This is a genomic window from Methanosarcina sp. UBA411, assembly GCF_002495725.1.
Lineage (GTDB): Archaea > Halobacteriota > Methanosarcinia > Methanosarcinales > Methanosarcinaceae > Methanosarcina.
The window spans coordinates 1-26,896 of record NZ_DAGK01000017.1 but is presented as its reverse complement, the minus strand read 5'-3'; the positions used below and the strand labels follow the sequence as shown (position 1 = coordinate 26,896).

The 26,896-nt window shown below is 39.1% G+C and carries 20 protein-coding genes and 1 tRNA gene; 5 read left to right on the top strand and 16 right to left on the bottom strand.

The genetic code is table 11. From position 1 onward, the window contains the following. Window positions 1-192: 192 nt before the first annotated feature. From BP861_RS06650 to BP861_RS06640, 3 genes are all read right to left on the bottom strand, one after another. A complete protein-coding gene (locus BP861_RS06650) occupies window positions 193-1,221 on the bottom strand; it encodes a PGF-pre-PGF domain-containing protein (RefSeq protein WP_292373738.1) in 1,029 nt (342 codons plus the stop codon). Between the two features lie 824 nt (window positions 1,222-2,045). Next, on the bottom strand, window positions 2,046-3,698 hold the full coding sequence (locus BP861_RS06645; RefSeq protein WP_292373736.1) for a hypothetical protein: 1,653 nt from the start codon (window positions 3,696-3,698) through the stop codon (window positions 2,046-2,048). Between the two features lie 638 nt (window positions 3,699-4,336). Further along, a complete protein-coding gene (locus BP861_RS06640) occupies window positions 4,337-6,235 on the bottom strand; it encodes a PKD domain-containing protein (protein ID WP_292373733.1) in 1,899 nt (632 codons plus the stop codon). 218 nt (window positions 6,236-6,453) lie between these two features. Here BP861_RS06640 and BP861_RS06635 point away from each other — a divergent pair, with 218 nt between their 5' ends. Then, complete coding sequence (locus BP861_RS06635; protein WP_292373731.1) at window positions 6,454-6,648, top strand: hypothetical protein; 195 nt, start codon at window positions 6,454-6,456, stop codon at window positions 6,646-6,648. Window positions 6,649-7,066: 418 nt separating this feature from the next. On the opposite strand, the gene BP861_RS06630 is transcribed toward BP861_RS06635, so the two are convergent. Together BP861_RS06630 and BP861_RS06625 are read right to left on the bottom strand one after the other, a co-directional pair. Then, window positions 7,067-7,138: transfer RNA gene (locus BP861_RS06630), tRNA-Thr, on the bottom strand. A gap of 129 nt (window positions 7,139-7,267) precedes the next feature. Beyond that, window positions 7,268-8,278, bottom strand: coding sequence for a class I SAM-dependent methyltransferase (locus BP861_RS06625; RefSeq protein WP_292373729.1), 1,011 nt, complete (start codon window positions 8,276-8,278; stop codon window positions 7,268-7,270). Between the two features lie 256 nt (window positions 8,279-8,534). Between BP861_RS06625 and BP861_RS06620 the strand changes: the two genes are divergently transcribed. The 3 genes from BP861_RS06620 (at window position 8,535) to BP861_RS06610 (ending at window position 11,898) form a co-directional block, all read left to right on the top strand. Further along, window positions 8,535-8,981: a hypothetical protein gene (locus tag BP861_RS06620; RefSeq protein WP_292373727.1), complete on the top strand. Its 447-nt coding sequence runs from the start codon at window positions 8,535-8,537 to the stop codon at window positions 8,979-8,981. 350 nt (window positions 8,982-9,331) lie between these two features. Then, a complete protein-coding gene (locus tag BP861_RS06615) occupies window positions 9,332-10,036 on the top strand; it encodes a class I SAM-dependent methyltransferase (protein WP_292373725.1) in 705 nt (234 codons plus the stop codon). 77 nt (window positions 10,037-10,113) lie between these two features. Next, window positions 10,114-11,898, top strand: a complete 1,785-nt coding sequence (locus BP861_RS06610) for a hypothetical protein (protein ID WP_292373723.1) — start codon at window positions 10,114-10,116, stop codon at window positions 11,896-11,898. 237 nt (window positions 11,899-12,135) lie between these two features. Here BP861_RS06610 and BP861_RS06605 read toward each other — a convergent pair whose 3' ends face one another. The 3 genes from BP861_RS06605 to BP861_RS06595 form a co-directional block, all read right to left on the bottom strand. Further along, entirely contained in the window at window positions 12,136-12,792 is a 657-nt protein-coding gene (locus BP861_RS06605; RefSeq protein ID WP_292373721.1) for a LysE family transporter, read from the bottom strand. Window positions 12,793-12,943: 151 nt separating this feature from the next. Beyond that, window positions 12,944-13,957 (bottom strand): transcription initiation factor IIB, encoded by a 1,014-nt coding sequence (locus BP861_RS06600; protein WP_128503615.1) that lies wholly within the window; start codon window positions 13,955-13,957, stop codon window positions 12,944-12,946. Between the two features lie 190 nt (window positions 13,958-14,147). Next, window positions 14,148-14,408 (bottom strand): H/ACA ribonucleoprotein complex subunit GAR1, encoded by a 261-nt coding sequence (locus BP861_RS06595; protein WP_292373717.1) that lies wholly within the window; start codon window positions 14,406-14,408, stop codon window positions 14,148-14,150. Window positions 14,409-14,736: 328 nt separating this feature from the next. Between BP861_RS06595 and ppdK the strand changes: the two genes are divergently transcribed. Continuing rightward, window positions 14,737-17,382 carry a pyruvate, phosphate dikinase gene (ppdK, locus tag BP861_RS06590; protein ID WP_292373715.1) on the top strand — a complete coding sequence of 882 codons (2,646 nt, stop codon included), beginning with the start codon at window positions 14,737-14,739 and terminating at the stop codon, window positions 17,380-17,382. Window positions 17,383-17,535: 153 nt separating this feature from the next. On the opposite strand, the gene BP861_RS06585 is transcribed toward ppdK, so the two are convergent. The 8 genes from BP861_RS06585 to rpsB form a co-directional block, all read right to left on the bottom strand. Further along, window positions 17,536-17,676 carry a hypothetical protein gene (locus BP861_RS06585; protein WP_292373713.1) on the bottom strand — a complete coding sequence of 47 codons (141 nt, stop codon included), beginning with the start codon at window positions 17,674-17,676 and terminating at the stop codon, window positions 17,536-17,538. Between the two features lie 626 nt (window positions 17,677-18,302). Continuing rightward, window positions 18,303-19,268: a polyprenyl synthetase family protein gene (locus tag BP861_RS06580; RefSeq protein ID WP_292373934.1), complete on the bottom strand. Its 966-nt coding sequence runs from the start codon at window positions 19,266-19,268 to the stop codon at window positions 18,303-18,305. A gap of 36 nt (window positions 19,269-19,304) precedes the next feature. Continuing rightward, window positions 19,305-20,648 carry an RNase J family beta-CASP ribonuclease gene (locus tag BP861_RS06575; protein ID WP_292373712.1) on the bottom strand — a complete coding sequence of 448 codons (1,344 nt, stop codon included), beginning with the start codon at window positions 20,646-20,648 and terminating at the stop codon, window positions 19,305-19,307. Between the two features lie 1,283 nt (window positions 20,649-21,931). Continuing rightward, on the bottom strand, window positions 21,932-23,029 hold the full coding sequence (fni, locus tag BP861_RS06570; protein WP_292373710.1) for a type 2 isopentenyl-diphosphate Delta-isomerase: 1,098 nt from the start codon (window positions 23,027-23,029) through the stop codon (window positions 21,932-21,934). Continuing rightward, on the bottom strand, window positions 23,026-23,814 hold the full coding sequence (locus BP861_RS06565; protein ID WP_292373708.1) for an isopentenyl phosphate kinase: 789 nt from the start codon (window positions 23,812-23,814) through the stop codon (window positions 23,026-23,028). The genes fni and BP861_RS06565 overlap by 4 nt, the downstream gene beginning before the upstream one ends. 169 nt (window positions 23,815-23,983) lie before the next feature. Continuing rightward, window positions 23,984-24,913 carry a mevalonate kinase gene (locus tag BP861_RS06560; RefSeq protein ID WP_292373706.1) on the bottom strand — a complete coding sequence of 310 codons (930 nt, stop codon included), beginning with the start codon at window positions 24,911-24,913 and terminating at the stop codon, window positions 23,984-23,986. Between the two features lie 302 nt (window positions 24,914-25,215). Next, window positions 25,216-26,013 (bottom strand): MEMO1 family protein, encoded by a 798-nt coding sequence (locus tag BP861_RS06555; protein WP_292373704.1) that lies wholly within the window; start codon window positions 26,011-26,013, stop codon window positions 25,216-25,218. Window positions 26,014-26,084: 71 nt separating this feature from the next. After that, window positions 26,085-26,825 (bottom strand): 30S ribosomal protein S2, encoded by a 741-nt coding sequence (rpsB, locus tag BP861_RS06550; RefSeq protein ID WP_292373703.1) that lies wholly within the window; start codon window positions 26,823-26,825, stop codon window positions 26,085-26,087. Window positions 26,826-26,896: the final 71 nt, after the last annotated feature.

The following is a 26,896-nucleotide window of genomic DNA, read 5'->3' as shown; positions in this document are numbered from 1 at the left end:
ATAAATAAATAAATAAATAAATATATAAATTAAAATGGGTATCATGCATACAACATCAAAATAATATCAGCTACAGTAGTTTACCATCCCAAAATAGATTTATAAGACATATAATAAAGAAAAATAAGCTAAAGTCGTGTGTTTCTTTTTGCTATAAAAATCATAAAAATAAGTGGGAAGATAATCTTCCCTTTATTTAAGCAATTCAATAATGTATTCCAGAAGATGTATTATTTCACTTTTTGTTGCACCATCTATTTCTTCTTCAGAATTATTTTCAGCTTTTGAATCTGACTGTTCAAGAAGTGTATTTACAACCACAGTTTTACTTGTAATTGCAAATGAAGAATATTCTGACACTTCTGCTGTAAAATACACATACTGTGAATCCTGTCCTGTTATGGTAATTGGTACTTCTACCCACTTTCCTTTATCATACATGTTCAGGACAATGGATGATTCGTCCAGACTATTTGCTTTAAGCCAGGACTTTTCAACTTTAAAGTTGACAGCTGCATTTTCAATATTGTTTGCAGCACCACCGTTGTCAATCCATATATTAAAAGATTTGTATACAGTGCCTGCAGGTGGCTTCTCAGTTAAACAAGTCTTATCTTTCAGGTCCTCAACAACAACTGTTGCTTTACCAGAATCTTTTGTTGATTCAAAATATATATTGTTGACAACTGAATTGTCATTTTTAACATCAACAGATACAGTTTGACTATTATCTATATATACCTGATTTGTCTCTTCATACTGGATATTAGTCTGTGATTCGGGGGAATATTCGTAATAGGATGAGTCATTTATATTTGTGTCGTCATCTGATGATATATACGTAACGTCATCGTATACAGAAGAATTGTTTGCTATAATAGTATCATCATCTGTATTTACATACGCGGTATCATCATCTGAAGATATGTAAGTAGTATCATCGTCTGTTGATATTACTGTATTATCGACTACAGTAGAACCGTCTGCTACTATTGTGTCTTCTTCTACAATGGAGTCTTCGATATTATCATTAGAAGTATCAACAACAGTAGTTTCCTCTTCAATATTATATTCATCTGAATTTACAATGGTTGAATTATCTCCAGTTGAATCAGCTGCTACAACACCTATTCCAGAGCTTGCCATTAATATAAAAACGGCAAGTAATAAAGCTATGAAACGACTTTTTAATTTTAACACAGAAACACCCACAGAAATCATTTTCAATGCTTCATCTCAACAATAATCCCAAGAAGGAGGCTTTAAGTTCCATACGGTCATTGATCTGAGATTAGCGTTGATAGATCAGTTAAGAATTAACTTTGAAATCCTCGATTAAATATATAAATCCAATTTATTAAGCTAGTCAATGTTACTTAATATTATCGAATAGTTATTATTATATTTTAAATCCTAATTTTTTAGTCAAGGGATTGAAGATAACTGTTAGATCTTAAAAGTCATATGGATTGCAATATTCTACTAGAATTGTAAGCAAAAAGTGTCATAAGCAAAAAGTGTTATGTTTCATCAATTTTCTCAGGATATATGAATACTACTTATAAACTAAGGGCAATAAGTATAAAACTAACAGCAAAAAATAGTAATTCGTGTCAATAATGCACAAATAATAAGCTTATAAAAAGTTATTTTCTGTTAATTCGAATTCTCTTGAGTGACAAAAACAAAAATCAATAGATATTCTGTAAAGATATTATCATATTCAAGGAATATTGAGTAAATTTATGTTATAAACGTTAATTATATATTTTGTTGATCAAATAAAAACTTTAGTTGCCAAAACTCCTGGTGCATCAATTTCTAATTAATCCCAAGTCTCTGGAAACTGCAAATAAATGATCCGTATAAAAGAACTTTTTTACCTTTTAAATGACCAAGAGAATATATTCCTAGAGACAATATAATATATTTAATGTGAAAGATGAATGTAAAGGTAATTGATATGAACATGTCTGTATCATGCCTATTTTGAATTACCAGACAGCCTTTTTAGGGTAGGGTGGCCATACTCAATTTTTTTGCTTTCAATGCAGAAGTATCGTGTTATTCAGATACACATTATAAGTATGATTATTTTCAACCCAGAAAGTAATTGATTTATCTTTTTCCAGGATGTAATTCAAGGACTCATTTGATGTACGGTCGTAGACCTGTGTGTCGCTTCCAGCAGTTACATTCACATTTACTAAAGATCTGATACCATTTGTATATGCATTGAATGTGATGATATTTCCATTGGAACTTATATTATCAAAATATGCATCATATGTATTACGATTTATTTGACTATATTCGTAAAAAGACTCTATGGATACATTATTTGAATAATAATTATCTACCCATATCTTAAATTTGGGGTAACTGATTGAATATTTGATAGCAGGATTCTTATCCAGTTCATGGGTAAATACTGGGTGTGACATTCCGGCATAGGATGCTGGTTCCCACCATTCCCATGTGTTATCGTACAGGTTCCCAACAATCTTTTCAGTATGAACTCCTGAGTCTCCGTTTCTCCAGTACATTCCCCATTTTTTATATGCGTAAATTGCATGAGTAATGTTATCGTTATTTCTTAAGGAACACCAACTTGTTGGCTTTTTTCCAATTTTCTCATAAACATATGTATATTCTTCGTCAATTGTTTTATACGCCTGTTCAAGGGGTAAATTATTCAGTTCTTTAGAGAAATGTATACCTGTTTCCCAAGAGTCATTATTAACCAGATTCTTTAGGTATTCAAGATCCGTCTCATTACATTCGTCAATAGATCTTACGTCAAACCATAATGTCCCTCTGCTATCCTTACTGTTCAGATAATTAATTCCCTGTTCAACTGTATTTATCGGATGAGGCCCATCAATTCCGAATGCTATCATTTTGCTATTTCCAATTGAAGTTATGAATTTTCTGTCAGCTTTCTGGTTTATAGTGTGTATATCAACATCCAGATATGTTCCTCCTCCCATAACAAAAGATGTGAACTTGATATACCCATTTGAAAAGTCTACATACGGCAATTTTTGTCTTTCAAGGTTATAAAATGGAGTAACTATACAGTTACCATCTTCTGTGCAGATCGTATTTGTTTTATTTTCTCCATCAAATATAATTTTGAAACTAAAAGTCTCTTTAGCATTGCCAATAAATATGCTTTTAGAGTCTATATTGCCAGAATCGGTCCGGAAATAACTATTCAAGGCAGTTTTATTATCTATTTCTTTAATTCTCATTTTTGAGCCCGGAGTGTCAAGTTCAACAAAACTTTGTGGATCATCTGTTTTTATGCCCATTGAGATTTCGTAGCTACATTTAACCATAGGCGTAAGATCACAAACATATAGAGGATATAGAGGTGATTTTCTTGTAGTTGTATACTTCAACTCTTTCGAATTATTATCAAAAAGAATTTCAGATTTATATTTTTCATGAACCTTTGAATTTTCATTTTCAGATTTAGTTGTATTATTCCAAACTTTGGCAATGAAAATATTGTTCGGGACATTATTTATTTCACTATAATTTTGTGAGAATAGTGTGATATTACCTTGGTTAATATTTTCAGTGATTTTTAAGTTAGTTGTATCTGAAAATGATTCCAACTCTCCAGTAAAACTTAATACAACTGCAATGAAAAATAATATCTTCATGTAATCAATGACCTTTATTTTAAACACCTCTAATTAGCCACTGGAATTGACACAAAATGAGCTAAAATACTAGTTTAGGGATATTGATGTAGAAGGTAGGCATCTAGTCTATAATTTGATAGAGATGATTGGAGGCAGGCCAGAATATCCCGCCTGATACTATTATCTCTGTATTAGTTAATTCTTGTCGAAAGAAAGGTCAGAAGCTATAAAACAGGTCAGAAATGTTCAGTAATTTTCCCACAGAACAATTAACTTGGAGGCTCCAAATATATAACCCGTATAAAGGACTTATTTTATCCTAAAAACCCAAGATAATATATTTTTTAGAGGCAATATAATAATATTCAACGTGAAATAATAACAGTATTATTCCTGTTATGTGCCAAATATTATGAATAAAAGCTCTATTTATTACAAATCTATAACAGTGCCTGTAATCTGACTTATATCCGGTGTCATGCCTATTAATATCCCTTTGAAATTCATAAATCAAAAATTTCTATACCGGCTTCCCGGAAATTTAGGCAAAAAAATGTCATCCATTTTTGATAGGTTCTACTTAGATCTAGATCCTGAAGAAAGGCTATTACAACACAGTCACAATTAACTGATTTTGAACTCAAATGAATATTTTTAAAAAGAAAAATGAGGAGATCCTCATATTATTTTGTCAATTTAGAAACCAGCGTTCCCTGAGCATCATATAAATATGCTGTATCTCCTTCGTTATTCCATACATGCGAACTTCTTCCCCAATATAGTTTAGTTGCAGTGTTTGTTCCCTTTCCAGTGTAGAGTGTTACTGTAGATTTAGAGTTCAAGGTATAAGAAGAGGGGAAATAGTAGGTATGTTTGCTTCCATTGTCTGTAATCTTCCAGCCATTCATTTTTACATTTGTTATTCCTTTGTTTGTGATTTGAACATACTCTTGGTTTGGCGTTTCACCTGAAGCACCGAGCCGCAAGTTGCTGATATAGATATCTGAAGAGGTGGATCCTTTTTTTACAGTTATATAACTCTTTTTCGTTACTGTATTACTACCTGCTGCATTGCTTGCTGTCAGCTTCACAGTATAAGTTCCTGCTGTGGAATATGTATGTGAAGGATTCTTTTCTGCCGAAGACGATTTGTCTCCAAAATCCCATTTCCATGATGTTGGACTGTTGGAACTTTTATCCGTAAACCGAACTTTCAATGGGGCGTTTCCAGAGGTTGGAGAGGCGGACAGAGCAGCTACCGGAGCTTTCAGAGGAGCTGCAACATTTATGTGGCTGGACTTTGTAACCGTATTGCTTCCTTTTGCATTCTTTACAGTCAAGGAGATAGTATATTTTCCTGTTTTGCTGTACGTGTGTGCCGGATTCTGGTCTGTTGAATATGTTCCATCTCCAAAGTTCCATTTCCATGAAGTTGGCGATCCTGTGCTTTTGTCAGTGAACTGTACCTGCAGTGGAGCATTTCCAGAAGTTGGAGATGCCGAAAATGAAGCAACTGGAGCTTTTAAAGGAGATGTAACAGTTATATAATTTGTTTTAATTTCAGTATCCTTGCCTACTGCATTACTTACGGTCTCCTTCACAGTATAAGTTCCAGGTTTTGAATAAGTATATATCGGATTATACTCAGTTACCAGATCAGAACCATCTCCAAAGCTCCATTTCCATGAAGTTGGTGATCCTGTGCTCTTGTCAGTAAATTTGATTGTCAGTGGTGCATTTCCAGAGTTGGGGGTTGCATAAAAGTCTGCGACAGGTGGTAATGGGGTCGGTTCACTTTCTGAGAGAGTGCACATATAAATGTCGGCATTTTCATTGCGCCTATCAGTATATACTATTTTGTTATTATAGATGACAGGATCTTCAACGTAATCGAATGGTAGTGTAACCCATTCCTCCGTACCAAAATCATACAGATAGGTATATATTCCAGTAAACATGTCATTATAAAGGATTCTGTTATCATATATTGAAAGGTCAAACGGTATCATTCCACCGCTTAGCATTATAGTTGTCTTTTTCGTGGAGATATCGTATAGCATAATCTGCTCGTTTTCATTCGCATACGCTATCTTATTACTATAGATCGCAGGGTCGAATGAATTAATATCAGATGTAACTCGAGTTTGCTCTTTAGTAGAGAGATCCTGCAGATATATATCATACCCACCGTTTCTAGTATCCTGCCAAACTATGTAATTACCGTATACTTCTGGGTTCGTTTGATCTGAAGTGTTAGTGGTTATTCTGGTCGTCTTCTTGCTGGAAATCTCATACATGTAAATGTCCCAATTTCCATTCCGTTTATCCTGCCATACTATTCTGTTTCCAGATACACAGGGATTTTCAGCATCAACACCTTTTGTAACCTGCGTTTGTATTTTCTTTGCCATGTCTGTTAGGTAGATATCACTTCCGCCATTCCTTGCATCCTGCCAAACAATATAATTTCCCCAAAGAGAGGGGTTTGTCTGATCTGCTGTGTTTGTTGAGAGTCTAGTTTCAGTGTATGCAGAGCCTATACCACAGCTTGCTACTAATATAAAAGCTACAAGTAAAATCATTATACTTTTTTTTCTATTCCACACAAGAAAAACCTCGACATCAATATTAAGCAGAATATGTCGAGTTTTTATATTAAGAAACGTTTTTGATTTTTTGAAATTATAATATATCTTTAATATTCAAAATTTTATATTTTTATTTGAGATTGTTGTAATTCTCTACAAACCAACAAACTTCTCAAAAAATGGTTAAGAGAAAGTTACATGACATTTAAGGTATGTATACAATAGAGAAACCAGTCAAAATAAAAATTCAAATCTTGGAGCGTTTTTCATCTCCTTCAGTTACCTTACTTGCATTTGTGCTTGTGTTGTCGCTTTTAACTGTTGCAACAGTTTCTGCTATCCGTATGCTCTGCTTTCCTTTCTCTCTTGTTATTACAAAAAAGAATAACAAGGAACATTCGCTGTGAAAATTTGAGAAGCCCCTTTTATAATCTTAATTATAAATTTCTTATGGGTATTCTGGAGACTTCATGTAAAAAGTAATATAATGCTGAAGGGGTTCTGCATGTGGCATAGGCAGCCGTAGAAGTTCTTTGTATGAATTTTATGCTTTATTACTTATAGATAGTAAATTAAGGCTCTGTAGAAATCCTTAACTTTATGCAAATTGTATTTATAACTTTTTTGTGTATGTAATATGCAACAGTTTAATTTTTATTTTTATATCTTTTTTTATCTAAAAAAGAAATTTAAGGATTTCTACAAAGCCGATATGTCCGAATTTTTTAAGGACTCTTATCTTGTATTAATACTCAAATTATAAAAATCATTGCTCATTCTCTGCCAATCCACAAAAAGAGGGCACTAAACGGAAAAATTTTATTAAGCCGCCGGAGGGACTTGAACCCTCGGCCTGCTGATTACGAATCAGCCGCTATACCGCTAAGCCACGACGGCAAATGAACAGAGAAAGATAAGCAGACTTAAAATAGCGATCAAGAATTTAATTATTTCGCTCGGGAAGGACTATTTGCTTTTGCAACACTTGTGTAAATCCTGTTATCCCTGAAATAATTCTGACTTCCTTTAAATAACTCTGGCCTCTATGCAGATATTATACTGGTGAGGAGCATACGAACGGACTACCCTTTTCTCCAAAATTTCGATTTTTTTTCCTGCTTTTTCCGCAGCTGTCCTTATAAGTTCAATGGAGCTCTCAAAGAGGTTATCTTCAGGAGTTATTCCATAATAATGAATTATTCCGCCAGATTTTGTCAGGAGAACCGCAGAGTCTAGAAACTCAAAGGCATTATGAGGCAGATTCATAATTACATGGTCGGCAGTCCCTGCAAACTTTTTTGCTTCTTCCCTGGCATCGCCTTCGATTGCTTTGATATTTTTCGCAGAATTAAGAATTATATTTTCCCTAAGATAACGAACAGCTTCCGGGTTTTTATCAATTGCCAGGACTTTTAAAGGCTTCTTGCTCTTTGCTATCAGGATACTGTAAGGGCCGACTCCTGCAAACATGTCAACAACGGTATCTCCCTCCTTAACCCATGAAAGAATTCTTGAGCGCTCGGTTGAGAGACGTGGAGTAAAATAAGCCCGTGCAAGGTCGACTTTGTAGCGGCAGCCGTATTCTCTGTGAACTGTTTCTGTTCTGGTCTCACCTGCAACAACCTCAAATTCCCTAACCCTGAATTCCCCTATAACAGGCGTGAGAGGCTTGAGTACGGTTTTTATATTCGGCAAGGTTCGAAGGAGAGCATCGGCAATTCTTGAGGCTTTCTTATTATCAAGCTCAGAATCTTCCAGCAGGGCGATATCTCCTATAACTTCATAAACAGGGCTGAAACCGAGCAGGTCTTCTGGAACAGGTTTCTTTTCCTGGGGCTCGAAATCGAACTCAATAAGCTCAATTCCTTCAGGAATACTCTGTAGCTCATCAGGGGCAGGCTCTCTTGTCAGGGGAAGATAAAGAAATGCTTGGTCTGCACCTATTTTTACGGAGTTATCCAGAATTTCAAGCTCAAGGAGTATTCTCCTTACAGGTTCTCCTTTCTTTTTAGGAACTTTTATGCACTGCCTTCTCATGGAAAATCGACCTTTCGGAAGCCTAATGTTATCCTTCTATTAATAAGCTATCTCAAAATTTGTCTGGCTATTTACTATGCTACTTATCTAGCCACTTATCCGATTGTTATTTTTTTGGCGAAGCCTGAAAAAGCCTAAGTAAGTTTCCGGTAATGGAATATTTCTCAGAAACTTTGTTTCCAAAGGAATCTTTAAGCGTGGATCTTATTTTGAAAATAAGGTGAAAAATGCAACTTTATTTTGAGAGGTGCTATAATTGGTAATGGGAATTGGCATTAACCAGCTCAGGAAAATCTCGCTTAAATTGCAGGTTTCGACACTGTTGAGTTATATACTTGGATTTACTGCATTAAAGCTAAGCTGTTCAAAAAAAGAAGGAATCCCAAGACACGGGAAGATAAACACTTTTGGATACATCCTGGGAGCCTTATCTTTACTGTATATGATGTACTCTGGAGTAAGGCTTATAATTGCCAGAGCAGCTCCTGCAATTCTGTATATTCACGGTTTCTTCGGGCTTATAACTCTGGCTCTCAGCTCCTTATTCGTAGCTAACAGGTGGAGCTGGAAAACTGTGAGAAATATGAGGACTCTTGTGGTTCTGTTCCTATCTACTTTCAGCGGAGGAGTCTACCTGTTTTCGCGGCTTTATAAATCAGAAGTGCCTTTAAGAAGACAACAAATTAAAGAAAAAGCGGATTAAAATATTGTATTATTGGGTTATTTTCAAACAAGTGTGAAATAAAATTATATATTATATTAAGTGTATTTGAACTAATATTAAAAGATATGCGATTCACGAGCAGATGTGACTACATTCAAATTTGTTAGGGTAGACGTAATACTTTAGTTGTCTTGTTAATTTTATGTTACTGATATCATAATTAATCAAAACTTATATATATTTATACTCATATGTGTGAAATAGAGACTTCTTTGTCTTTTTTGCAGCTACTAACCAGCTTAACAAATAGCTAAAAAACTGTTAATCTGGAAGTTACAAATTATCTGGGGAGAGGTATAGAAAAGAGCAAAATTAGGAGTAAGAAAAGCATGTCGAAACCAAAAAATGTCTGGAAAATTTTTTTTAAGGATAAGAAACACGGAGGACACAGATGTTCGTCTGAGGAGTTTCTTTCTCTGGAAGCCAGGGAAAAATTGTTCCATCTTGATGGAGGCAAAACGCTTCTTGATTTCGGGTGTGGCTCAGCAGAACTCCTGACTTACTATGCTCTGGAATATGAACAGCTTGTAGGAGTGGATTTTTCCCCATCTATGCTAGAAGAAGCAAGTAAAAGGATCGAGAAAAAAAAGTGTCAAAACATAAATCTAATCCTTGCTGACCATGAAACACTCTGGAAGAATCTGGATTCTTCCTTTGATCGAATAACTGCAGCCGGTGTAATTCAATACTTGACATTTCAAGAAATTGATACATTTATCTTTGAAGCATCAAAGTATCTGAATAAAGATGGAAAAATAGTATTTTTTGACATACTGGATTCTCGCTTATACCCATTATGGAAGATAGGGGTATTCTCACGAGACACAAACGTCTTCAAAATTTTGTGCAAAATAGGTTTCGAGTTTCGGACTATGATATCGGCAAGCTTTAAAAATCGTCCAAAAGATATTCTCGGTTTTTCTCACAATCCCTACACAATCGAAAAAATTGCAAATAAACATGGGTTTAAAATGACTTATGTGCAATCGATGTATTACGAGTACAAATATCATGCAATAATGCGTAAGACTTAAATGCGTTCAGATGGGCATCGACTTAAATAAAGTCAAGTCAAATTGAGAGTTGGACATAAAATTGATGTGGTGGTTTAGTGAACAGACGTCATCGTCTTAATATATTTTTCCCAACACTATCTACATTATGTTCATGTATTGGGAGAACTAAAGCTTTTCCTAGTAACGGTACTCCAAAAGTCTATAATAATATTGATCAGGGTATTCTCACCTTATTTTCTCAAAATTACTCTAAAGCTAACGGTATTCCAAATAATATTTTTATTGCAAAACATCAGGGTAATAAGATTTATGACAAACTGTATTCTGCAATTTACGGGATTCTTAGATCAGAGATTTCTTTCAATGCCTCAAAATCACTAAAGTATAAAGTCACAAGAAGCTCCTGTTTATCTCCTTATAGTTTATTTCCAGTTGCAGATACTATTTTTGAATTTGTAGCAAATGGGCATACAGTAGATTTAATGAAATCTTCAAAAACTCATAGATTCTGTAAAGCTGCTTCCATACCACTAATTCACTATAGAGAGCAGCCAAGGCAAACTGGATCACTTTACATCTGTAGTCTTATACCAATGGTTAAATGTACTTATCAAATCTCAATGGATATAAATACGGACGATCCTCAAAGTTTTGTTGAACTTGATAGCCCGGGTTCAAAGTTGATTATCCAAAAAATAAATAATAATATTATATTGAAAAGTTATTTTAAAGATTCTTCTGAAGATGTCAGATCTGAAACCTTATGCATCGGGAATACAGCTGAAAAATCTTATTTTGAGATCTTATTTGATGGATGCAGTAAAACAAATACGATCTCCACAAAAAATGGTAACTATATAATTACTCCATTTTATAACCTTGAAAGACAAAAATTACCGTATGTCGATTTTTCAAATGGGTATATCAAGTTCACTTCATTTATTCTGGGAAAAGGAACGTATCTGGATGTTGATATACACAGTATAAACCAAATAGCAGATAGAAAATTCATAACTGCAATTGGAAACAATAAAATGCTGGCTTTTGGACTTGATGGGCCGCATGTAAGGAATACAACGGAGCAGGGCATACGCTATCTTAACAGCAAAAATAATAACGGGACGATCTGGTTTGATATAGAGATCCTTGAGCAGTGCAGTGAAAAGGATCTTGAGTACTTGCGCAGTTTGGTCATCAGTCATTCCTGGGACGTAGGAGTACATTACTCTAAGGAACTGAATAGTTTTCTACTTGAACAGGCATATAAAATAATGGATGAAGGATATTCATACGTTTATGAGAAAATCGGAAAAAAGCCAACAAGCTGGTGTTCCTTGAGAAATAGAGACACTGTTAAACATGCAATTTATGCATATGAAAAATGGGGAATGTACTGGAGAAATGGAGAATCTGGAATCCACGCAGAAAAAGTTGTTGGGAATCTGGACGATAACACATGGGAATGGTGGGAACCGGCATCCAGAGCAGGTATGGTACATCCTGTTTTTACCCATGAACTTGATAATGATCCAGCTATAAAATATTCAATTAGCCGATCAAAGTTTCTAAACTGGATAGATAATTATGAGTCAAATAATGTCTCCATAGTGTCTTTTTATGAGTATGGTCAAATAAGTAGAAATACATATGATGCCAGTTTTAAGAACCTTCAATATACTGAAGATTCTATCATATTCAATGCAAGCACAAATGGTGCTATTTCCCTTGTAAATGTAAATATAAATGCTGGAAAAAACACACGGGTTTACGATAATACATCCGAAAAATTCCTTAGTTATAAAATAGAGCAGGATAATTCAATTACTTTCTGGGTTGAAAATAAGCACACTTACAAAATATGCTTTAATAGCTTTGCCTGAAAAATAGTTTCTTGGGCTTTGTATAAAAGCTCTTAGATAAGAAGTCTTCGTTAATTTAAAATGAACAAGATGGTATAATTTTGCTTGTTTTCCTTCAAACCTTTTGGAGTCTTTTTAGATAGGTTTTCTACAGAACCGCTTTTTGGTATAAGTTTATTTTTAGTTTTTGACCAGGATTTATAAGAACAAATGGATTCGCAGATAGCAACCCAAAAAGAAATTCATGAAATCTGAAGTTCAGGACATTTGAGTTGCATAATTGTAATTCAGCATGAAGTATAACCCAAAGATTACCAGGAATATCCCGCAGGTGTAGAGGATATATTTATGCATTTCTTGGGAGAGCAGGTTTTTACCACGCCCGAATGATCCAGATACGGCAGTAAACCATCCCAGATCTGCGGCCCAGTGCCCGATCATGTAAGCCATTGCGATTATAATTCCCAGTTCATATTCCTTAAGTATCAGGGCACCGCCTGCTGTCAGCCACCAGATCCAGAAATATGGGTTCGAAACTGAAGTAACTAAGCCTACCAGAGAAGGGTTGGAAATCAGTTTCAAGCTTGAGAAATTCTGAGAAATCTGTGCAGAAGAAGTCGTGGCTCTGGCATCTTTTAAGGTAAGGAGCCCAAATATCAGAAGTGAAAGCCCTCCTAGAAGGAAAATTACGGAAATCATGCTACTGGCCACAAGTGAAGCAGCCCCTAAGATAATCAGCAAGTAGAGCACAGCCTCTACGAGCATATGCCCAAATACCACTTGTGGGCCTGCAAGCCAGCCTTTCTTTAGCGAAATTTCTATAGTTGCAAAAAGCATTGGGCCCGGAACGAGTGCACCTGTAAGCCCTACGGAGAACCCTAACAGAAGAGCCTCTAAAATTTCAACTGTTATCATTATAGATCAGATTTTTATATTTCTATGATTCCTTTTCAAAAATAAACCTTTGCACGTCAGGGAAACCTAAATAAATAAAATAAATGCAAAAATAGGGAATCTATCTATGTAATAACATAAAAAATACTGGAAAAAGAAAATAAAGGAAATTTTAGAGGATAATTTCAATATCCAGTTCTTCTGCAAGCTCTTTATATCTGTTTCGGATGGTGACTTCCGTAACACCTGCCACATCCGCAACTTCTCGTTGAGTTCTTCGTTCTCCACAGAGTATGGACGCAATATAAATTGCAGCGGCAGCAACTCCTGTTGGGCCTCTCCCGCTTGTGAGTTCCTTTTCGGAAGCCTGCCTCAGGATCTCAACGCTCTTGGATTGGACTTCTCCTTTAAGGTTAAGGCCTGAACAGAACCTCGGGACGTAGTCGATAGGAGATGTGGGCATGAGCTTTAATGCGAGTTCTCTGGAAATAAAGCGGTAGGTCCTTCCGATTTCTTTCCGGCTGACCCTGGATACCTCTTCAATTTCATCAAGAGTTCTTGGAACGCTGCACTGGCGGCAGGCTGCATAAAGAGCGGCTGCGGCAACACCTTCAATGCTTCTTCCACGGATAAGGTTCTTGTCCACAGCTTTTCTGTAGACTACAGCTGCGGTTTCTCTCACAGTTCTTGGAAGACCAAGAGCAGAAGCCATTCTGTCTAATTCAGATAGTGCAAATGCGAGGTTTCTTTCAGTTGCATTACTTACACGGATTCTACGCTGCCATTTTCTTAAACGATAGAGCTGAGCACGATTCTTGGAAGAAATTGACTTTCCATAGGAGTCGCGGTTCCTCCAGTCAATCATTGTTGAAAGCCCTTTGTCATGTATTGTATATGTCATGGGCGCACCCACACGGGAACGCTTCATACGTTGATCATGATCGAAAGCTCGCCATTCTGGGCCTTCATCCACAAAATCGGCATCAATGACAAGTCCGCAGTCCCCGCACACGAGCTCGGCTCGCTCATAGTCGTGAACGAGGTTTCTGCTGCCGCATTCTGGACACACGGCCTTTTCGGTCTCAAAATTTTGCTCTTTTTGTTTCTCTTTGCGAGCTTTGATCATGGCACGTATTTTTTCTCTTTCAAGAGTGTCCGAATAGCGAACTCTTTCGACTTCTACCATATCATATCACCTTACAAATTAAAATGACTATATGTTTATGTTTTCCAGTATTTTGGCTGCACCACTGAAGTCACAGTAGATATCTAAAAGGAAGGATAAGAAATATCACGGGTAACCAACAAAAAATATATAAACCAGTTAATGTTAAACCATAATATAGAATTCAAATGCGCATTCAATGTCAGAGATCTCACCGAATATAGACTCTCTCATTAACAAGAGCTCGAAATTCTGAATCAGAAGCTCGCTTAAAGCCCTTCACTAAAAAATATGGATGATTTACAGGTCCGAAAACATTAACGATCGTCCCAATCCGATTCAGGGCTTTATCTACAACGACCGAATTCAATTTAGGAAGATTACCTGAGGCATTCTCGGGTTTTAACTCATCCCCTCTGATTATCAGGTTTTTAACGCCTGTTCTGTGCAGCACTTTACCGAGTCGTTTCATATCAGCCACGAATGATTAATAGTTATTTCTCTCCAGCTCAGGGCAAAAATTTCCTGGCTTTGAGCATGTTATTCTGTCAGCCATAAATAAGAATATATATTATAGACTGAAAAGCATATGTAGTCTATGTTCATTATATATAAAGATATCGCAAGACGTATATTATATGTTAGTCTTAACTAATTTAATATAGTAGAGTATAAGATCTAGAAGAGGGAAACCACAACCTTATATATTAAATGGACATTCTTGGCAGCAATCAGACCATAACTATGGTCATTACAGTCATTAACTCCGATAAATGATCTCGTTCTAGGGAGGAGACTCATTGTCAAAGTTCGTATATTTTTTTGGAAAGGATGTAACTGATGGCAAAGCTAGTATGAAAGACTTACTTGGAGGTAAGGGCTCAGGCCTTGCCGAAATGGCAAATTTAGGAATCCCTGTACCACCAGGTTTTACGATCACAACCGAAGTTTGTGTACTCTATCTGAAAAATCAGAAGTATTCTGAAGAAGTACTCAAACAGATCGACGAAGCGATCGATAAGCTCGAAACCTTGAATGGCAAAAAGTTGGGGGACCCAGAAGATCCGCTGCTTGTTTCTGTAAGGTCCGGAGCTAGGGTGTCCATGCCGGGGATGATGGATACCGTCCTTAACCTTGGGCTCACGGACAAATCTGTTCTCGGACTCGCGAATAAGGTCAATGACGAAAGGTTCGCTTACGATTGTTACCGCAGATTTATCTCCATGTTTGGAGATGTGGTTCTAGGAATTGACTTCGACAAGTTCGAATCCCTTATTGAGGATAAGAAAAAAGAACTTAATGTCGAATCCGATGCTGATCTCGATGCAAAAGCTCTGAAAGAGCTGGCTGAAAGGTTCAAAGGCGTAGTCAAACTCGAAAAAGGATTTGATTTCCCCCAGGATCCTAAAGTCCAGCTTCAAATGGCAATTGATGCTGTTTTTGAGTCTTGGAATAATCCAAGGGCCATCACTTACAGAAAGCTTAACGAGATTGATGACAGTTGGGGCACAGCTGTCAATGTACAGACTATGGTTTACGGGAACAGAGGTAATACCTCAGGCACAGGAGTTGCTTTTACAAGAAACCCGTCGACAGGAGAAAAGAAATTTTTCGGAGAGTACCTTATCAACGCACAGGGCGAAGATGTTGTAGCAGGCATCCGGACTCCGGACTTCATTGACACTCTTGGGAACAAGATCCCGGAAGCCTATAACCAGCTTGTTGATATCTGTCAGAGGCTTGAGGCTCATTTCAAGGATATGCAGGATATAGAGTTTACTATCCAGGAAGGAAAACTCTACATGCTGCAGACTAGAACAGGAAAGCGCACAGCTGCTGCAGCCGTGAAAATAGCCACTGACATGGTAGCAGAAGGGCTGATTGATAAGGAAACCGCAGTCACAAGGGTTAAAGCCGAACATATCGACCTTCTCCTGCACCCGAGAATTGATCCCGACGCAAAACTGGAAGTAATTGCAAAGGGACTTCCTGCATCGCCCGGAGCTGCTGTAGGAAAAGTTGTATTTACTGCCGAAGCAGCCGAGGAAATGGCTGAGAAGGGAGAAAAGACAATTCTCGTCCGGACCGAAACTTCCCCTGAAGATATCGGAGGAATGGCAGCTGCCCAGGGTGTCCTTACCGTGCGCGGAGGAATGACCTCTCATGCTGCAGTCGTTGGTAGAGGTATGGGTAAGCCTTGCGTTGTAGGTTGCGGCGATATCTCAATTGATATAAAAAGCGGCCTCTTCATGGTAAATGGTAGCACAATCAAAGAGCACGATTATATTACCATTGATGGAAGTACAGGCAGCGTAATCATCGGGAAAGTAGAGCTGATTGATGCCGAAATCAGTGACGATCTGAAGAAGATTCTTACGTGGGCGGATGATATCCGGACTCTCGGAGTGAGAACAAACGCAGACAATCCGGCAGATGCAGGCCTTGCCCGTGAACTCGGCGCTGAAGGTATAGGACTTTGCAGAACTGAACATATGTTCTTTGGGGAAGACAGGATTCCCGCAGTAAGGGAAATGATCATGGCCGAGGATGAAAAGTCCAGGAAGAAAGCCCTCAAAAAATTACTTCCTATGCAGAAGGAAGACTTCCTTGGAATCTTCCGCAGCATGGAAGGCCTGCCTGTTACTATTAGGCTGCTTGACCCACCCCTCCACGAGTTCCTTCCTGATAAAGAAGAGCTGGATGCAAAGCTCAGGGAGCTCGAAGCTTCAGGAGACTGCGGAAAGATCGACGAGGTAAAGAAGGTCATAAAGCGCGTGGTTTCCCTTAAGGAACTCAATCCTATGCTTGGCCACAGGGGATGCAGGCTCGGAATAACCTATCCGGAAATCTATGATATGCAGGTACGTGCAATCATGGAGGCAGCCTGTGAACTTGCAAATGAGGGAATGCAGATCGTTCCTGAAATCATGATTCCGCTCGTGGGCCTTGTAAAAGAGCTTTCCATTACCAGGGAAGAAGTCTGCAAGATGGCAGAGGCAGTCATGACCGAGAAAGGCGTAAAGATCGATTACAAAGTAGGAACAATGATCGAGCTGCCCAGAGCTGCAATTGTCGCAGACCAGATTGCACAGGAAGCCGATTTCTTCTCCTTTGGAACAAACGACCTGACTCAGACAACCTTCGGGTTCAGTCGTGATGACGTGTCCAAATTCATGCCAATTTACCAGAAGGCAGGAGTTCTTGAGCACGATCCATTTGCAGTTCTGGATCAGGAAGGCGTTGGCGAAATAATGAAAATCGGCATAGGTAAAGGCCGCTCTGTCAAACCCGACCTCAAAATGGGTATCTGCGGAGAACACGGCGGAGAGCCAAAATCCATTCATTTCGCTCATGAAATAGGCCTTAACTATGTAAGCTGCTCTCCTTACAGAGTTCCGATTGCAAGACTCGTAGCTGCCCAGAGCACAATTGAGTCAAGAAAATAATAAAGTTCCTTAAAGTTTAAGACTAATTCAAAAAGAGGCAGGATTTTATCCTGCTTATATTACTCTTTTTTATAGAACTTTTTTGGAAAAATCCTTTTGTGAAGGTTAATATTATCATTTTGCGTAGAATTCACGCAGAATCTTCATTTACAATCATCCATAAATCATTATTGAATCGAGTCTTGCAGTACCTGCTTTTGTCCAATACTTGCAAATATTACAATACTGGATCTCGCCGTCTGAGCGCAATTTAAGGTTAGTGTGGCATTTTGGACAAATTTTTAGATGTTTCATGAATAAAAACCCCTTGTGTCTCCATTTTTAGTTTAATAAAGAAATTTAATGCAAGAAGAATCCCAGAGGCGCTGTATATGCTGTATCCCCCAATACAGTCTCTCCGAATTTATGCTCCCCCAAGCACATTGATTCGAAGAAGGATCAGCAACCCCCAGGAATTTCTTTTAGTTTTGATGATACCCCAGCTCTATTCCCCAACTCCAGAACATAGTAATAGCATAAATTATATTAAATAAATTATATCAAAAATTATACTGAAGCAAATAATTGTTTGACGTAAAAAATTTCAAGTTTATCATATGTCTTTTTTAAGTAGGAATTGCATACTTAAACTGAAAAACAGTAACATTAAGTCGTTATATCTAAAACATAAATGTTAATTTTTCATGTCTATAACAAATTGATTATAAAACTCAATATTGCTTCTCTGAATCCTATATTCTGGATAATCAATCGAGTTTTAGATTATAGAAAAATAGTTCTGAAACTTACTGATTTTGAGAGTAAAATTGGTTTTGGGTGAACTCGTCAATAAAAAGATATAGAAAAAATACAGGTTATTGCGGCCTCAATTAGCCGCAACTTTCCCTGAAGCCAACTGCTATTTAAGCAATTTACTTGGTTCAGTAGTTTCTTGAGATCATATAATCGGCAATCTGAAGGAGAAGTTCTTTTTCTGGGCAGTCCCGCAGGGCATCCAGTTTTGCTTTGCCTTCATTGATATATGAAATTGCAAGGTTCTTTACGTAATCAATTGACCCGCATTCGGTTAAAATCCGGACGGCTTCGTCGGTTTCTTCCTGAGTAGCTTCCCCTCTTCCGAAAATGTCCAGTTTTACACCCTTTTCGAAAGCATCGATTACAATCAGGGTATGTTTCCCTTCCATAAGGTCGCTACCTCTTACTTTACCGAGCACTTCCTGCGGAGTGATCATATCCAGAACATCATCATACATCTGGAAGCCAATTCCTATAAGGCGTCCGTATTGGGACAGGGCTTCTGCAAGCTCATCAGAAGCTCCTCCAAGAATGGCCCCAATCTTGGCTGCTGCAGCGTAAAGGACTGAGGTCTTTTTCTCCACCATCTCGATATATTCCGATTTACTAACCTCCTCCCTTTTTTCGAAATCCATATCAAGCCACTGGCCTTCACAGATTTCTGTACAGGTTTTTGAGAGTACATCCATACATTTTAAAATCCTTACCGGTTCGTTTTCGACTTTTGACAGGATCTCAAAAGCTTTGGAATAAAGAGTGTCACCTGCAAGAATCGCTCCGGCGTCACCCCATATCATATGGACTGCAGGCATTCCTCTACGGACATCATCCTTATCCATTATGTCATCATGGATCAGAGTGAAATTATGTACAAGTTCCACGGCCACCGCAGCAGGTAAAACCGATTTGAGGTTCGAGCCTGTAGCTTCAGCTGCCAGAATAAGAACTGCGGGGCGGAGGCGCTTTCCTCCTGCATCTACCAGGTAGCGAGAAGCTTTGTACAGTTCCTCAGGATAGGCTACCGGAAGCAGTTCATCAATTGCGGCGTCAACGTGGACACTTCTCTTTTTGATCTCATCAATTAATATCATAAACATCACGAGGCACGGAATAGGTTTCCTATACAGTTATTCTTCTATATATAACACTTCACCGTTTCTGAGAAGGTGTACTGTGTCTCCTAGTACATACCCGGCGTCTTCTGCCATCTCGATGTAGTGTCCATGCATCTGCATATCCCCATGGGCAGGGATCACATGTTCAGGATTTACCATACGCAGGAGTTCCCAGTGATCTTCCCTGTATGCGTGTCCTGACACGTGAACATTGTCATAAATCCTTGCGCCCCTCATCTTGAGCTTAGTCTCAAGGGCATAGCGATTAGCCTGAGTCATGGGACTTGGGATCACATTTGCAGAGAAAATAACCCTGTCTCCTGGATCAATTGTATACGGAGTTTCCCCGTTTGCAACGCGCACAAGTATGGAGCCTGGCTCGCCCTGGTGCCCGGTGACAATTGGAAGATACTTGTTCTTTCCTTCCTGGATGATGCGTTTGAAAGCTCTATCTACATCCTTCCTTTGGCCGTGCATCTCGACATTGGAAGGTAGTTCCAGATAGCCAAGATCTCTTGCAGCCCCTACGTAGCGTTCCATCGAGCGTCCCAAAAGCACAGGAATCCTTCCCATTTCCCCAGCCGCTTCAATAATGGCTTTTAGCCTGGGAATATGGGAGGCAAAGGTAGTAATAATCATTCCGACTTCGGACTCTTCTGTCCCAAGTAGCACGTCCCTAACCATATCCTTTGCGATTTGTTCCGACGGAGTCTTGCCTGAACGTCCAGCATTCGTGCTCTCTACAATCATTGCAATAACTCCTTCCTTCCCAAGGGCTTTAAGGCGTTCGAAGTCAGGAGCTTCACCCATTGTAGGAGTTCGGTCCAGCTTAAAGTCGCAGGCATAAAGAACTGCTCCTACTGGAGTGTGAACTGCTGCAAGCACACAGTCAATGATGCTATGCTGGACGTTGATGAATTCAATGGAAATGTCTTCTGTAACCTGGTAAGTTCCACCTGCATTCAACGGAATAACCCTGTTACAAACCTCAAACTTGCGCTCGGCCTCGATCTGCTGTTTGATAAGGGCAGATGTATATGGTGTAGCAATGATTGGGGCGTTATACCTGTGGGCAAGTTTCGGAATTGCACCTATGTGATCAAGATGCCCGTGAGTGCAGACAATTGCCCGGACAGTTCCATTTATTTCTTTCATAATGGTATCATCAGGAATTGCTCCCATCTCAATAAGTTCGAGAGAATGCATTTTGTCAATTTCAACATCCTCATGGATCTGAACCCTATCGAGCCGAAGCCCCATGTCCAGAATGATAATATCTTCACCTACAATAACAGCAGTCATGTTACGACCCATTTCATTGTAACCTCCGACTGCAACAATTCCTATTTCAGTCATATTATTACCTCTTACTTATTTTTTAATCCTTGTGAACCCTAATCCTCGGAAAACGGATCAGGTGATGACCTTAAAATTATAACCATTATGCGAATGGTATAGCTACAATAGAATCTAACACAGAATCAGCCTTAGAACAGCCAAGCACTCAGACTCTTCTCGCAGGAAGAACTCTACCCCCGATGAGACGAATCAACTACGTCTCTTGCAGAAGAATTCTCTTTTTATCTATCTGTCTCAGTATACAGATATTCAAATGTATGTTAAGCGCACTCCAGAACTACCAGGATGTCTTCAAACCCTCTTTCCTTTATATACACATTCTTTCTCAGGGTTTTATCCTTCCAGATCAATGAATTCTGGATATTACTTCAATTAACAGGAGCCTTTACATACTCTTCTTTTGATTATTCTTCTCTGGCCAGTATTTCTTAAGAAGCTGATTTTCAACCAATCCTGTAAAGTAGGATTTTTGTCTTTAAATTGCCTTGAAAACACTCAGTTTTCTATTTCAGCCGATTTTTCAAGAGTTTATCCAGCAACCTGCTTTGTTATAATTGGAAATTCTTATTCCTGGTTTTCCTGGTTTATTCTGATTTATTTCTGGCTATATTCTGGTTCATTCAAATTTTTCAGATTTATTTTTAATTTATTCCTGGCTTTATTCCAATTTGCTCTGGTTTATTCTAATCTGTTATGACTCTATCCTTCCTTCCCAATAATCCATTCTTCCCTGGATTATTCTTATCATGATAATCTCATCAAGTGATTCTAACCTTACCAGCCGATCCTGAGTCGACAATTATAATAATTATTTCTATTCCTGTATGAAATTCCTTCATACTAAGTAATTTCAGCCTGAGTAATTGTGAAAGAACTCTTTAGCTTAATCGATTTAAAAGTAATTCTTGAAATTAATCCCTGTTTTATCGATTTTATAGTAATTCTAGGAACTATCTCCTGAATTCATCTTGATTTTTTCAGTAAAGAATCTCTGGCAGTTTATGAACCTGAAGTAAATTCTATTGTAATTGTTAATAACTCTAGATAATTCAGGTCGAACCCAATACTTGTCCTTATGGTTCTGAGTAAGTTTTCCAGGATTCTGGAATAAGGATCCACTTGTTCATGTTAACAATTTATTCTCGAACATTACTTTCATATTATGTATAAATATCGTTGTGAAATGACCCTTCTAATTAACGTATCTGCTATTATATTTTACCGTATTATCCGAATTTTAATACAGATTACAGGTAAAAAGCCGGATTCTGTGCTATGAATTAGAACACATCTCCTGCTACGGCATAGTCTTTTACGTTAAAGCCACGCTGCCCCAGATACTCAAGGGTCCAGCCAGTAACAACCACAGGTGCGTTACGCAGATCCTGTATATTTGCACAGCCGCAGAGAAACATTGCAATCCTGAATTCATCCAGCATGCGGGAAAGAACCCTGACAACCGAGTCTTTTCCTTCAAGTGCAGGGCTCACAAAAGGCAAGGCTGCACTTGCCGCACTAGCTCCAAGGGCAATGGATTTTGCGATATCTACCCCTGTTCTAATTCCGCCAGTTGCGATAATTGGAAGAGAAACCCTGGATTCTATAATGCTGGAAACTGTAGGAATTCCAAAATCCCAAAAAAGTTCCCCAAGGTGTTCGGAGACAGAATCTCCACTTTTCCTGGCCCGGTAAACCTCAACGCCTGCCCAGCTTGTACCTCCCACCCCTCCGACATCAATTGCAGACACACCTGCCTTCTTGAGAAGAAGGGCATCTTCCCTTGAGATCCCAGCTCCAGTTTCTTTAATGATTATTGGCGTGTCCAGTACGGAGCAGATCTCTGTTATCATATCAAGACAGCCAGTGGCATCCCTATCTCCTTCTGGCTGGATGGCTTCCTGTAAGAAGTTAAGGTGAATGGCAAGGGCATCGGCATCGATCATTTCTATGAGTTTTTCAACTACTTCAACCCCATACTCGCGAATCTGAGCAGCGCCGACATTCCCATATATAAAGGTACTCGGAGCTTTTTCCCTGACAATCCTGAATGATTCTTCCTGGGCTGGGTCATCAATTACAGCTCTCTGGCTACCAACTCCTATTCCTACTCCCAGTTCTTCAGCTGCGGTGGCAAGGGCAGCGTTTACAGAAATAGTGTCAGGATGACCTCCAGTGATCGAAGCGATCAGAAAAGGAGCTTGCAGGCGTTTTCCAAGAAGATCTATAGACGTATTCAGTTTATCCATATCGAGTTCCGGAAGTGCCCTGTGGATCAGGGTCACATCCTCAAAGCCCGCACTGACTTTTCGAGATTCAACCGGGCTTTCAGCACATAACTTCAGGTGTTCGATCTTTCGCTTTGAGGTCGTGCCAATCATACTTTATACCCTTTGTCCGGACTGATTGTGGTTCCCATGGATTCCCCATTTAGGAACCTATATATGTTATTCTCTTTCCTGGCATTGAATATATGTGATGTTATACAAGACGTTTTGCTGAGTTCCAGAAGTTCCTGCACTTTTCCGAGCATGCCGCCCGTAACATCAGTACTTTCCGACCCTTTTATGTAACGCTTGAAGCTCTCAAAAGTTTTTGGAGTGATCTCAGGTACGGTTTTTCCTTCATTATCAAGTACTCCATCCTCTGCCGAGCCTAACCCGAGTCGGGTAATCTTAAGTTCTTTTGCAAGATAGGGAACTATCTGGTCTCCTGAAAGCACGCACGCTTTGAGTTCGAGATCCATGACGACATCTCCGTGCAGTACCGGGACAAGCCCGTTTTCGAGCATGAGCTTTATGTTGTCAAGGTACATACTTTCGATTCGTCCGTTTCTGCAAACCGTACAGCCCATAGGATGTACGGCTATAGCCCGGACTCCGTACTCGTTCAATACATCTACAACTCTGGATGCAAGTTTCTTGACAGACTCATGTGTTACAATTGCTCCTTCAGGATCAAAACCCCTGTCAAGCCCATATTTTTTGGCGTAGGTATGTCCAAAGGAACCTGCACCATGTACAATTATCATTTTTCCCCGGTATTCGGAAACTTCCTTTGCAATCCTCAGGAGGTCAGCCTCTTTTACAACCCCTTGATTTGCGGCTTTGTCAGTAATGACACTGCCCCCAAGTTTCAGGATAACAGGCTCGGTTGAGACCTTCATGCCATATCACTTAATACCTTTTTAAACTTCTTCTACTGGTAAGTACAAAATCGTGAAATAAAGCTTGGAAATCTTGAGATATGTTTCAATGAGGTCTGGATTATTTAACTGGTACAGATCCTTCAATTTGATCTCGATTTCTTAGCTCAATACGGATTTAGATGTACATTTACTTGATTTGGATTCGAGATTCTAGCTCGGGCGCCAGGCCCTTTTCTGAAGGCTTTGTGATGGTCACCTTGCCTCCTGCGCTTGCAATGGCTTCTGCGACTTGTATGCATTTATCAGGTGACGTAAGGGCAATCATGCATCCTCCCCCTCCAGCTCCTGTAATCTTTGCCCCGAAAGCTCCTGCTCCGCGGGCTGAGTAAATTAGTCTGGAAAGCTCGAGAATATTTACTCCAAGGGCGTCCAGAAGCCCCTGGTTTACATTCATAAGCCTGCCAATGGCAGGATAATCACCTGCAATGACAAGGGATTCCCCAATTTTCGAGATCTTGCCAATAGAAGCCATAAGAGGCTCAATAAGATCTGGATAACTTTCACGGAGCTCTCTGACATTTGATACAAGCTCTTTTGTGGAGGAAAAAACTCCTGTATCTCCTATTATAATACCACATTCTGGGGTCCTTAACTTCCTGCGGTCTGGGATGGTAACAACCCCTCCGAAAGTAGAAACGTAGGTATCGGTAGGGCTTGCTGCCCCCTGAACCTTAATCTCGATTTCATGACCCAGTTTTGCAATCTCGTTAAGAGAAAGCCCGCAGCCAAATAACTCATTGAGGGCCCCTATACTGGCAATCGTCACAGCTGCAGACGACCCAAGCCCGGAACCTACAGGAATATCAGAATCAATTTCCAGAAAAACGCCTTTTACCGGCACAATTTCTCTTATTCTTTCTACAACTGAGGAGATATAGGGATGCTTTTCAAAATCAATTCCTGTTCTGCCGATCTGCGACTGAATTATTACTGAATCGCTAATTTCTGCCCTGACGCGGGTCCTCAACTCAACAGCACACGCTATTGCAGTTTCTCCGTAAACAACTGCATGTTCTCCGAAGAGATAAATTTTCCCGGGAGCAGAATATAAAACCATGTTATTCCTCTGAAAGTCCCAAACTTGAATAAGGCATTGTAAAACAACGAATTTATACTTAAATCTTAAAGCAAATTTATTTAAAAAGCATTTTGCTTTTGAATGCACGATGATTTTATCTTCGAATGCGTGTCAATCTGTTTTCGAATGCTAAAATACTTCGTTTTGATGTTTAACCTGTTTTACAAACCTATGATATGTAGGTAACGGTAAAAATCCATAAAAAAAATTATTCGGATATAAGTAAATCTCCCCAGTAGTAATTAAAAATAAGTATGCTCCATTTTTCCGCAGAATTTTTATTACTCCACAACAATTGCGGCATATCCTACAACTGCGTTCATATCCCCTGAAACTTCTCCACTGTTCGAATATTTTAGCAGTTCAGCCCGGGTTGCACCAAGCTTCTTTGAGGCGGTTATCATCGCAGAAATAGGGCCATATCCGCATACAGATGCGTTTCTTCTATAAAGCCTTTCATAGATTCCTGAAACATCCAGATCGACGATAGCTTCTATCATTTCATTGTCCGTTTCCCTTGCAAGGTTAGCAGGCTGATAATGAGTAAAATCGCTGGATGCAATGAAGACTACTTTTTTTCCACTTTTTGAAACAAGGTTCGCAATAAGGGTTCCTACCTCAATTGCGGTTTCTTCATCTTGCATACCCAGACAAATAGGAAGAATCCTGAAATCCTGATCGAAGCGGTATTGAAGGAAAGGAAGCTGAACCTCAATCGAATGCTCGTATCGGTGCCCAAGCTCATCCACATCAACAATACTTCCTGATAGCCCTTCGGCAAGTTCCCGATCAACCTCGAGAGTTCCCAGGGGGGTTTTCCAGGTATCTGTGGATACCGATACCGGTGAACCATATCCTGTATGGTTGGGCCCAAAAAGGACATATGTGTCTGCTTGGGGAAGAGCTGCATAGACATGTGCAGCAACTCTCCCTGAATAAACATATCCTGCATGCGGACAAACCGCCCCGAGGATATCTCTTTCCCGGATCTCCAGACCTTCAAAACATTGCTTGAGTTCTTTCTCCAGATTTTCAGGACGCAGGGGATAGAACTGCCCTGCAACTGCTGGCTGTCTCATTTATTAATCACCCATATAAGATATGGGCCATTTTTATATATCCTTGCAGTATGCAGGGCTACTTTTCGGAATCAGAGAGGTGTTTCGAAGTCGGTCAACTCGTAATTGAAGGGAGTACCATTAAGCCTGGATACTTCCCGTGCAAGCAGCCAGTAGACAAGGGAAAGAGCTTTTCTACCTTTGTTGTTTGTGGGAATTACAAGATCCACATTCGAAGTCAGATTGTTGGTATCACAGAGTGCTATAACCGGTACTCCGATGCTTGAAGCTTCTTTCAGAACCTGGGCATCACCTGCAGGATCGGTTACGATTACAATGTCAGGCTCAAAGAAACCGTGGATCTGAGGGTTTGTTAGTAAGCCTGGAATAAATCTTCCGAGCATTGATCTTGTGGCTAATGCCCTGGAAAACATTCTTGCAGGGTGTTGCCCGTACTGCCTTGAAGAAACCACAAGGATTCTTGAAGGATCATAGTGAGACAGCAGTTTTGCTGCGGCTCTTATTCTTTCGTCTGTTGACTGGATGTCAAGCACATATAATCCGTCAGTTCTGACCCTGTATACGAAACGCATCATATCCTGGGTCTTTTGCTGGGTACCTATGTGAACACCTGCTGCCAGGTATTCGTCAATGGAAACAAGAGAAGTGGAATCTTCTTTAGCAGGTACTTCTTCCTCTGTTTCTACAGGCACAGATCCGGTTTTTGCTGCGGCTTCCTTTTCAGGTACAGGTTCTGCTTCAGCCACGACATCTTCTTCAGGCAAAGGCTGTGCGTTGTTTTCTTCCTGCCCTGTCTGCTCAATTTCCTCCATAAAGTCACCTCATAATATAGAATCAACAATAAAACACATTCAATATCTGAAAATGTATCCCACTGCGTTTT

Bases quoted from the DNA above. Each gene is read 5' to 3' on its own strand.
- BP861_RS06650 (WP_292373738.1), bottom strand. From the start codon at position 1,221: ATGATTTCTGTGGGTGTTTCTGTGTTAAAATTAAAAAGTCGTTTCATA.
- BP861_RS06640 (WP_292373733.1), bottom strand. From the start codon at position 6,235: ATGATTTTACTTGTAGCTTTTATATTAGTAGCAAGCTGTGGTATAGGC.
- BP861_RS06635 (WP_292373731.1), top strand. From the start codon at position 6,454: ATGTATACAATAGAGAAACCAGTCAAAATAAAAATTCAAATCTTGGAG.
- BP861_RS06625 (WP_292373729.1), bottom strand. From the start codon at position 8,278: ATGAGAAGGCAGTGCATAAAAGTTCCTAAAAAGAAAGGAGAACCTGTA.
- BP861_RS06615 (WP_292373725.1), top strand. From the start codon at position 9,332: ATGTCGAAACCAAAAAATGTCTGGAAAATTTTTTTTAAGGATAAGAAA.
- BP861_RS06605 (WP_292373721.1), bottom strand. From the start codon at position 12,792: ATGATAACAGTTGAAATTTTAGAGGCTCTTCTGTTAGGGTTCTCCGTA.
- BP861_RS06600 (WP_128503615.1), bottom strand. From the start codon at position 13,957: ATGGTAGAAGTCGAAAGAGTTCGCTATTCGGACACTCTTGAAAGAGAA.
- BP861_RS06595 (WP_292373717.1), bottom strand. From the start codon at position 14,408: ATGAAACGACTCGGTAAAGTGCTGCACAGAACAGGCGTTAAAAACCTG.
- BP861_RS06585 (WP_292373713.1), bottom strand. From the start codon at position 17,676: ATGAAACATCTAAAAATTTGTCCAAAATGCCACACTAACCTTAAATTG.
- BP861_RS06580 (WP_292373934.1), bottom strand. From the start codon at position 19,268: ATGATATTAATTGATGAGATCAAAAAGAGAAGTGTCCACGTTGACGCC.
- BP861_RS06575 (WP_292373712.1), bottom strand. From the start codon at position 20,648: ATGACTGAAATAGGAATTGTTGCAGTCGGAGGTTACAATGAAATGGGT.
- fni (WP_292373710.1), bottom strand. From the start codon at position 23,029: ATGATTGGCACGACCTCAAAGCGAAAGATCGAACACCTGAAGTTATGT.
- BP861_RS06565 (WP_292373708.1), bottom strand. From the start codon at position 23,814: ATGAAGGTCTCAACCGAGCCTGTTATCCTGAAACTTGGGGGCAGTGTC.
- BP861_RS06560 (WP_292373706.1), bottom strand. From the start codon at position 24,913: ATGGTTTTATATTCTGCTCCCGGGAAAATTTATCTCTTCGGAGAACAT.
- BP861_RS06555 (WP_292373704.1), bottom strand. From the start codon at position 26,013: ATGAGACAGCCAGCAGTTGCAGGGCAGTTCTATCCCCTGCGTCCTGAA.
- rpsB (WP_292373703.1), bottom strand. From the start codon at position 26,825: ATGGAGGAAATTGAGCAGACAGGGCAGGAAGAAAACAACGCACAGCCT.